The sequence below is a fragment of the Massilia sp. P2_C2 genome (genome assembly GCF_056404615.1).
Genome location: NZ_JBFUDR010000252.1, coordinates 1 through 9,285, shown reverse-complemented (window position 1 = coordinate 9,285; position 9,285 = coordinate 1). Strand labels below are relative to the sequence as shown.

Annotated in this window: 8 protein-coding genes; 5 read left to right on the top strand and 3 right to left on the bottom strand. The window is 65.8% G+C overall.

Annotation, left to right across the window (positions count from 1 at the left end; genetic code table 11):
* The 5 genes from AC1DYX_RS23335 to AC1DYX_RS23315 all read left to right on the top strand — a co-directional run.
* A partial coding sequence (locus AC1DYX_RS23335) for a TonB-dependent receptor plug domain-containing protein (protein ID WP_477263278.1) occupies positions 1-2,087 on the top strand: 2,087 nt, incomplete at its 5' end.
* Positions 2,088-2,089: 2 nt separating this feature from the next.
* Positions 2,090-2,644, top strand: coding sequence for a YfiR family protein (locus tag AC1DYX_RS23330; RefSeq protein ID WP_477263276.1), 555 nt, complete (start codon positions 2,090-2,092; stop codon positions 2,642-2,644).
* Between the two features lie 22 nt (positions 2,645-2,666).
* Positions 2,667-4,766 carry a putative bifunctional diguanylate cyclase/phosphodiesterase gene (locus AC1DYX_RS23325; RefSeq protein ID WP_477263274.1) on the top strand — a complete coding sequence of 700 codons (2,100 nt, stop codon included), beginning with the start codon at positions 2,667-2,669 and terminating at the stop codon, positions 4,764-4,766.
* 49 nt (positions 4,767-4,815) lie between these two features.
* Complete coding sequence (locus AC1DYX_RS23320) at positions 4,816-5,430, top strand: IMPACT family protein (protein ID WP_477263272.1); 615 nt, start codon at positions 4,816-4,818, stop codon at positions 5,428-5,430.
* 142 nt (positions 5,431-5,572) lie between these two features.
* Complete coding sequence (locus AC1DYX_RS23315; RefSeq protein ID WP_477263270.1) at positions 5,573-6,742, top strand: MFS transporter; 1,170 nt, start codon at positions 5,573-5,575, stop codon at positions 6,740-6,742.
* Between the two features lie 22 nt (positions 6,743-6,764).
* On the opposite strand, the gene AC1DYX_RS23310 is transcribed toward AC1DYX_RS23315, so the two are convergent.
* The 3 genes from AC1DYX_RS23310 to AC1DYX_RS23300 form a co-directional block, all read right to left on the bottom strand.
* The gene (locus AC1DYX_RS23310) at positions 6,765-7,706 is read right to left on the bottom strand and encodes a choice-of-anchor A family protein (protein WP_477263268.1); all 942 of its coding nucleotides are present in this window, start codon (positions 7,704-7,706) and stop codon (positions 6,765-6,767) included.
* 248 nt (positions 7,707-7,954) lie between these two features.
* Positions 7,955-8,791 (bottom strand): HDOD domain-containing protein, encoded by an 837-nt coding sequence (locus AC1DYX_RS23305; RefSeq protein WP_477263266.1) that lies wholly within the window; start codon positions 8,789-8,791, stop codon positions 7,955-7,957.
* 128 nt (positions 8,792-8,919) lie between these two features.
* Positions 8,920-9,285: BON domain-containing protein (locus AC1DYX_RS23300; protein ID WP_477263264.1), on the bottom strand; the 366-nt coding region annotated here is incomplete at its 5' end.

The following is a 9,285-nucleotide window of genomic DNA, read 5'->3' as shown; positions in this document are numbered from 1 at the left end:
ACCGCAGACAGCGTGCCCCAACCGTCGCCAGCACGCAGCATCTCGTCAAGGACCGCTTTATGTTGTCGAACAAGGTAACGTCCCTGTCCCTTCACCTGTCGCGCGCATTCGGCCTGCTGGCCGCCGGTGTGCACGCCGCTGCGCTGGCGCAGCCAGCCCCTGACCTGAATGCCCTGCCACTCGAGCAATTGCTCAACCTGGACGTCGTCACGGCATCGAAAATTCCGCAGAAGATCAGCGAGGCACCATCGTCCGTGTCGGTGATCACGGCCGAGGATATCCGCCAACGCGGCTACCGCACGCTGACCGACATCCTGCAGAGCGTGCCCGGCATGGCGATCTCGTATGACCGCAACTACAACTATGCGAACATCCGCGGCCTGGGCAATCCGGGCGACCTGAATACGCGGCTGCTGATCCTCATCGACGGCCGGCGCCTGAACGATTTCGTGTTCGACCAGGGTGCCATCGGCACCGAGTTTCCGATCGACCTCGACCTCATCGAACGCGTCGAATTCGTGCCCGGCCCAGGCTCCGCGATCTATGGCAGCAGCGCCTTCTTCGGCGTCGTGAACGTGATCACGAAAAGCGGTGCCACGCTGGACGGGACGACGCTGAGCGCGGGCCGGTTCAGCGCTCACGGCCGCGAGGCACGGATCGCGCACGGCGAGCGCCTTGCGAGCGGTGTCGAACTGCTGCTGGGCGCATCGTCGTACGTCAGCGCGGGTCGCAACCTGACCTTCCCCGAATACGACGACGCGGCCAGCAATCACGGCGTCGCCGTCGGACTCGACTACGACCGCTACCAGCGGCTGTTCGCCAGGGTGGGCATGGGCGGCCTCGTGGCCGAGGCTTATTTCGGCAACCGCATCAAGGGCATCCCGACGGCCTCCTACGGCCAGCGGTTCAACGATCCGCGCACCAGGACGAAGGATGAATACACGGGTGCCAGCCTGTCCTGGCACCGCGCCCTCTCGGACGACCTCGACCTGTTCGCCAGCCTGAGCGTCGCACGCTACCGCTACGACGGCGTCTACCTGAATGGAGCTGCAACGGAGGGCAACACACGCAACATCGATACGGCCGAAAGCCGCAGCAGCGACGCGGAACTGCGCCTCGCAAGCACGGCCCTTCCCGGCCACAAGATCATCGCGGGCATGGAATATCTGCGCGACGGCACCCGCACGATGGCCAACTACGACGTCGATCCGTACGCTCTTTACATCACCGTGGATCGCCCGAAGCGGCAGGCCGCCGTCTACGTGCAGGACGAGATGCGGCTGGGGCAAAGCGTCATCCTGAATACCGGCGTGCGCCACGACTACGATTCCGAAGGCGGCGCGACGACGAATCCGCGCGTGGCCCTGCTCTACAAGATGGCGCGCCAGGTCACGCTCAAGGCGCTGTACGGCACGGCCTTCCGCTCGGCCAACGCCTACGAGCGCTATTACGCGTTCGACCACAAGCAGAGCCCGGAACTGCGCTCGGAGCACATCAGGACGTATGAACTGATCGCCGAATACTTCCCGACCGACCGCTTCCGCGCCACCGCGTCGGCCTACCAGTACCGCATGCGCGACATGCTGGCGCTGGCCACCGATCCCCAGGATGGCTTCCTGTACTTCTCGAACATCGACGCGGCCCGCGCCACGGGCATCGAACTGGACGCCGAATGGCTGCGCGAGGACGGCAGCTACCTGAAAGCGAGCGCCAACGTGCAGTCGGCGCGCAACGACGTCAGCGGCGCCTGGCTGTTCAATTCACCGCGCCGGCTGCTCAAGCTGAACTACACCTTGCCGCCGCTCGGCGCACACGTGCGCGCGAGTGCCGCGTACCGCTTCACGGGCCGGCGCCGCACCGTCATGGATGGCGAGGTYGGCGGCTTCGGCGTCGTCGACCTGAACCTCGTGGGCACGATACCGGCGCTCGACATGGAGGTGTCCGCCGGCGTCACGAATGTCTTCGCCAGGCGGTATGCCGATTCCGCGAGCGAGGAGCATTACGACAACAGCACGCCGCCGCGCCACCTGAACGCGATCGGCCAGGACGGCCGCGCCTGGCGCGTCGTCGCGACGTTCAGGTTCTGACGATGAATCCGGTCCGCCTCGCGCGCCTGCGCAAGAACATGCAGCGCCTGGCCCTGCATTGCCCGCTGCTCTGCCCACTGGTGTTGCTGCCGGCGGCCGCGCAGGCGCAGGCGGCGGACGAATATGCGGCCAAGGCGGCATTCATTTACAACATCGCGCAATTCAGCACGCTCCCTAACATGAACGGCGTCGTGCGCCTGTGCGTGCTGGGACGCGATCCGTTCGGCAGCGCGCTCGGTACGCTGGAGGGGAAGATGCTGGGCAATGCGCGCCTGACGATCGTTTATCCACGCTCGGGCCCGGAGGCGCTGATGCAATGCCACATCCTGTACATCAGCACCTCCGAGGCAGACGACATGGCGACGCTCGCGGGCAGCGCGCGGGCGGCCGGCGTGCTGACGATCGCGGATACACGGGGCGCCGCACGCAAGGGCGTGATGCTCGAACTGTACGTGGACGACAGGCGCATTGCCTTCGAATTCAATGGCGCCGCGGCACGCGGTGCCGGCATCGCGCTCAGCTCGAAGGTGTTGCGGCTGGCGCGTGCAATCTATTGACCGGCCGTGGCGGACGACAAGCATGGAACGACTCATCGAATGGATCAACCGGCAGGCACTGAGCAGCAAGCTCAAATGGACCTACCTCGTCACCAGCGGCGGCGTGATGTTCCTGTCGACGCTGTTCCTGATCGGTATCCAGTTGTACTTTTTCACCGCCGCGCTGGTCCGGCAGACGCAGTCGCAGGCGACGATGGTCGGCGAAAACCTCACGGCAGCGATGGCCTTCGCCGACGTCGAGGCGGCCGGCGACATCCTGGCCGCGCTGCGCGTCGCGCCGGACGTGCAGTCGGCCGTCGCCTATGACGTCCGGGGAAAGGCCTTCGTCAGCTTCCGGCGCGATCCAAACGACCCGCCGGACACGCCGCTCGCCGCGCTCGCCCCGCGCGCGCGTGCCGACACGGTGCTGGATTATCGCGGCGTCAGCGTGACGCGGCGGATCCGGATCGGCACCCGGCAGCTCGGTACGGTGGTCGTGCGCAGCAGCGTGACCAGCGTGTACCGGCAGCTCGCGCTGTACCTTGCGCTCGCCCTGCCCGTGATGCTGGCCCTGCTCAGCCTGTCGTATTTCACGCTGTCGCGCCTGCAGCGTTTCTTCACCGCGCCGATCCTCGCGCTGTCCGCCGTGAGCGAGCAGATCTCGCGGCAGGGCGATTATTCGCTGCGCGCGCAAGTGCCGGCGGCGGCGGACATCGGCCTCTTGACCCGCACCTGCAACGGCATGCTCGACCGCATCCAGAAGCGCGAGAGCGAACTGGAAGCGGAGATCAACGAGCGCAAGCGCATCGAGGTCAAGCTCGACCGGCTGGCGCACTACGATCCCGTCACGCAGCTCAACAACCGCCACTTCTTCAACGAGCGGCTGGAGGCCGTGATCGCGCGCGCGCGCAAGTTCGACGAGCGCACGATCCTGATGTTCATCGACCTGGACAACTTCAAGACCGTCAACGACACGCTCGGCCACGACATCGGCGACGAACTGCTGCGCCTCGTGTCGCGCCGGCTGTCGGAGACGCTGCGCTTCGGCGACGTGCTGTCGCGCATCGGCGGCGACGAATTCGGCATCATCCTCGAGAACGTGAGCCAGGTCCGCGTCGCCGCGCTGATCGCGGAAAAATGCCTGGCCAAGCTGGCCGATCCGATCCATATCCATGGCCACGACATCCACATCGGCGCATCCATCGGCATCAGCGTCTATCCGGACGACGCGACCGACATGCACGCGCTGCTGAAATACGCCGACACCGCGATGTACTACGCCAAGAACGGCGGCAAGAACGCCTGGCGCATGTTCACGCCCAGCATGCGCGACGACGCCCACAAGCGTTTTAAACTCGACAACAACCTGCGGCGCGCGCTGGAACGCAACGAGTTCGTGCTGCACTACCAGCCGCAGGTCGACCTGAAGAGCGGCGCCATCGTCGGCGTCGAGGCACTGATCCGCTGGATCCATCCGCAGCTCGGCATGGTCAGCCCGAGCGACTTCATCCCGATCGCCGAGGACACCGGCCTGATCGTGCCGATCGGCGAATGGGTGCTGCGCGAAGCCTGCCGCGACCTGAAACGCTGGCACGAACAGGGTTACCGCCTGCGCCTGGCCGTCAACCTGTCCGGCCGCCAGCTCAAGGAAAGCCGCCTCGTCGCCGCCGTGCTGGCGACCCTGCGCGAGACCGACGTCGATCCCTGCTGGCTCGAGCTGGAACTGACGGAGAGCATGCTGATGGATGCGTCCACCGACATCGTCGACCGCCTGCACGCGCTGACCGACGCCGGCATCCAGCTCGCGATCGACGACTTCGGCACGGGGTATTCGTCGATGAGCTACCTGAAGACCTTCCCCGTGCGCGCGCTGAAGGTGGACCGCAGCTTCGTGCGCGGCCTGCCGCAGAACCCGGAAGACGCGGCCATCACCCGCGCCATCATCGCGATGGCGCGGAGCCTCAGGATGGAAATCGTCGCCGAGGGGATCGAGACGCAGGAACAGCACGACTTCCTGCGCGCGCATGGCTGCGACAAATCGCAGGGCTACCTGTACGGCCGTCCCTGCCCGGCCGCGCAGATCGGGGCTTTGCTGGCCGCTCGCGCACCTGCACCGTCGACCGAACTCATGGCGCGGACTTGACCCGGCGTGGAAATCCAGTAAGCTCTACGGCTCGTTTCGAAGCCACGCCATGCCCCAGACCATCCTCGTCCCCGTCCACCACGAACTGATCATCAAGAAAAGCCGCTTCATCGCCTGCGTCCAGCCGATGCCGGACCGGGCCGGCGCGCAAAAGATCGTGGCCGGGCTGAAAGCCGCGCATCCGGGCGCGGCGCACGTGTGCTGGGCCCTGCTGGCCGGCGGGCAATCGGCCGCCGTCGACGACGGCGAGCCCAGCGGCACGGCCGGCCGCCCGATGCTGGACGTGCTGCGCCACCAGGACCTGGAAGGCGTGCTGGCGACCGTCGTGCGCTATTTCGGCGGCGTCAAGCTGGGTGCGGGCGGCCTCGTGCGCGCTTACACCGACAGCGTGGCGCAAGCGCTGCTGATCGCCCGGAAGATCCCCATCATCCGCCAACGCCACCTGCGCTGCGAGGCGCCATACCCGCTCGAAGGCCTGATCCGGCGCGAGCTGGACACGACCGGCGCCACATTGGACGAGGTCGCGCACGCGGATGCCGTCTCGTTYGCCTTCCACCTGCCCGACGACAAGGCCGCGGCGCTGGTCGCCCGCCTGAACGAGGCGGGAAACGGGCGCATCCGTTGGATCGCGGACAACGACGACCCGCAAGCAGACTCGGCTTGATACCGCTATCATCGGGGGCTATACCGGACATCACGACTTGAAAGCGGACTCGCCCGTCGCGAGCCGCCATAATGTCCGGTTCTCTCTCATCCCCCGCGCGTTCTTTTTTCGCCCGCGGGTCGTCAATACAGCGAAGAAGACAATGATCAAGAAGAGCCTGGCTCCCCTGGCCCTGGGCGGTTTCGGTATCGGCATGACGGAATTCGTCATGATGGGCATCCTGCCCGATATCGCGACGGGCCTCGATATTTCCATTCCCCAGGCGGGCTACCTCATTTCCGCCTACGCGGTCGGCGTCGTCGTGGGCGCGCCGACGCTCGTCAGCATGCTGTCGCACAAGCCACCGCGCAGCGTGCTGATCTGGTTCATGCTGATGTTCACGGCGTTCAACGCACTGTCCGCGTTCGCGCCGAATTTCCAGACGATGCTGCTGTTCCGCTTCCTGGCCGGCCTGCCGCACGGCGCGTTCTTCGGCGTCGGTGCCGTCGTCGCCACGCGCCTGGCGGACAAGGGCAAGGAAGCGGCGGCGCTCGCCAGCATGTTTTCCGGCCTGACGATCGCCAACGTGCTCGGCGTGCCGGCCGGCACCTGGCTCGGCCATAACATGAGCTGGCGCTTCGTGTTCCTGATCGTGGCGGTCATCGGCCTTGCCACGATGATCATGTTGCACAAGCTGATCCCATATTTCGAGGCGACGCCGGGTGCCGGTCTGCGCCAGGACCTGAAAATCTTCCGCAAGACCAGCCTGTGGCTGGCGCTGGGCATCACGTCGATCGGCACCGGCGGCTTCTTCGCCTGGCTCAGCTACATCGCCCCGCTGCTGACGGACGTGACGCATTTCCACGCGAATACGATCCCGCTGATCATGACGGCGGTCGGCGTCGGCATGACGTTCGGCGTGAACCTGGGCGGCAAGCTGGCCGACCGCGTACCGCCGTTGACGGCCGTCATCCTCCTCCTGATCACGATGGTCGGCCTGCTGTGCCTGAACGCCCTGCTGGCCTGGTCGCAGCCCGCGATGATGGTGCTGGCGTTCGCGGTCGGCGCGAACGCGCTGGCGCTCGGTCCACCGATCCAGATCCTGTTGATCGAACACTCGCGCGAGGCGGAAATGCTGGGCTCGTCGCTGGGCCAGTCCGGTTTCAATATCGGCAATGCCCTCGGCGCCTTCCTCGGCGGCATTCCGCTCACCCTGGGCTATTCGTATGCGTCGCCGCAATGGGTGGCGGCAGGCCTCGCGCTGTCCGGCGTCGTGCTGGCGCTCGCGATGCGGGCGCACGGACGTCGCGCCGCCGTGGCGGTGCCGGCGTAACCCACCCTGTTGACGGCAGCGCTCAGGCCTGCCGGCGCTTCCTGCGCGCCACGCCCACCGCAGCCAGCCCGGCCAGCACGAGCGCGGCGCTGCCCGGCTCGGGCACGTGGGCCGACGCCTGCTCGCCGCCGAGCCTCAGACCGGCGATATCGACCGGATTGAAATAGTGGTTGGCATTGACCTGGACCGTCGAGGACCAGGTGTCGACGATGGCATTGCCATTAATGACGCCCCAGTTCGCCGTCTGCGTCGCATACGGCGCCAGCACGCTGCCGATCACGCCGCGCACGTCGATGCTCTGCGCTTCATAGAAATTGAAGAGCACGTTGTAGCCGCTCAGCGGCTGGAAGCTGATGCCGCCGTTATTGAACGTGCCGGCGCTGCCGCTGACGTTGAACACGAGCGTCTCGCCCGGGACCAGCTTTTCCAGGGTCCAGCTGCTGGAATTCGCGAACAGGTCGGCCGACACGTCGAAGATGTCGACGCCGCCGAGGCCGGAGCCCGTCACCTGGACGCCACTCCACAGCCGCGTCACCGCGCCGGTCGGATCGAGGTCGGACAACGCACTGGCCACGCTCTTGTAATAGGCCGGGGCCGCCACGAAGTCGACCGGGTTCGTCGACGTCATCTCCGGCGTCGCGGCCCACGTCAGGCTGCTTGTGCCGCCCACGTAGGCCTTGCCATTGTTGATCGAACCGCCGGTCAACGTCACGTTGCCGCCGGCGACGAGCGCGTAGCCGTCCGTGCCGAACGCATCCTTGTTGTTGGCGTTGATCGAATAGCTGGATATCGTCACGTTACCGCCCGCCACCACCGCGCCCTCGACGTCGCTGGACGTCGCCGAGAAATCATGGATGGCGTACAGGTTGGCGCCGCCGACGGGCGCCATCAGGTTCAACACGGCCGCCTGGGTGGAACCGGCGCCGAGGGCGGCGAGAGCGAGGACGAGATGGCGGACGCGCATGATATTTCTAAATGATAATTATTGATGCATCAAAGTATCATTATATTCGACATATTTCCATTTAATTTACATTTTAGAAATATTAATTGCACATTTATCATACACTTGGCATGAGCCGGTCCACCGTACGCTGCCGAGGTATCGGCGCAGGCAATGCTGGACGTGTTGCGCGACCGCCGGCCGGTGGCGGCGACGCGTGCGGGTGAGGTGGGGTGGGGAGCTTGCGCCGGGCGTGAGACCCGGTGGCGTCAGACGAGCAGCGCGCTGCCCATCGAGGCACTGATCTCGGCGGCCTCGTCGATCATGCGGTGGAGGCTGTCCTCGTCGAGCAGGTAGTCGAGCGCGCTCTCGCTGTGCTCCGGCAGCGGCGGACGCACCGTGCCGAGCGGCGACGGCACGCTGGCGTACAGGTTCGCGAGCAGCAGCGTGTCCAGCAGCGAAGCGGGCGGCATGTGCAGCCAGGCACCGCGCAGCTCGAAGATCGCGTCGGCGACGGGTTCGGGCAGCGCCAGCTTGCGCGCCACTTCGCGCGTGACCACGTCCTCGCACAGCTCGGCCCATTTTTCCGGATCGTCGTCCAGCAGGCCCGGGAAACCATCGGCACGCGACAGCAGGTAGAAGCCGCCGACCTCGTGGACGATGCCGGCGAACATGGCCGTGTCCGGGTTGACGAAGGTGACGCGGCGCGCGAACACATGGGCCAGCGCGGCGACCTGCACCGTGTGTTCCCACAACTGCTCGGCCTTGGCACGCAAGGTCGGATCCTCGATGCGGGCGCCGAACTGGCGCACGACGAGGCTCGCGACGAGCATCTGGAGGTTGCGGTAACCGACCCGCGTGACGGCCGAGCGCACGTTGGTGATCGGACGCCCGCTCGAATTGAAGGTCGACGAATTGGCCAATGCCACCGTCCGCGCCGCCAGCTGCGGTTCGCCCAGCACGAGGCGGATCGCATCCTCCAGGTGGCAATCGGGGTCGTTCAACGCATGTTGCAGGCGCAACACGGCATTCACGCTGGTCGGGAAGGAAATCTCACCGCGCGCGGCCTGGGCGGCGATGGTTCCAAAGGCTTCGAGTCTGTTCACGGCCCGGATTATACCGTGCCATAACTACTGTAAAAGCAATTCCGGCCGCTTCGTAAAAACTTGTGGTAGATCAGCAAAAAAAACGGCCAGCCATCGAAATGGCCGGCCGCACAGGGCAGAAATGGTCTTTATTTGACCTTGATGGCGCTCTTGACCTTGGTAACGCCGTCGACACCCTTCGCCACTTTCACGGCCTTGTCCGCCTCTTCCTTCGAATTCACGAAGCCGCTCAGCATCACGACACCCTTCTCCGTCTCGACGTGGACGCCGAGCGAATCCAGGTTCGGCTCTTTGACGAGGCCGGCTTTCACCTTGGTGGTGATCGCGGTGTCGGAGGCGGCCACGCGTGTCTTCGAAGCCGCATCGTGGGTCTTGTCGGTGGCGGTCGACGTGGCCTGGCGGGACTCGTCGCGGGTCGCGTCGCCGGTGCGGCCCAGGGCGTTCTCGGTCTTCTGCGCAACGGTGTGCGCGGCTTCCTTCGTCTTCTCAACAAC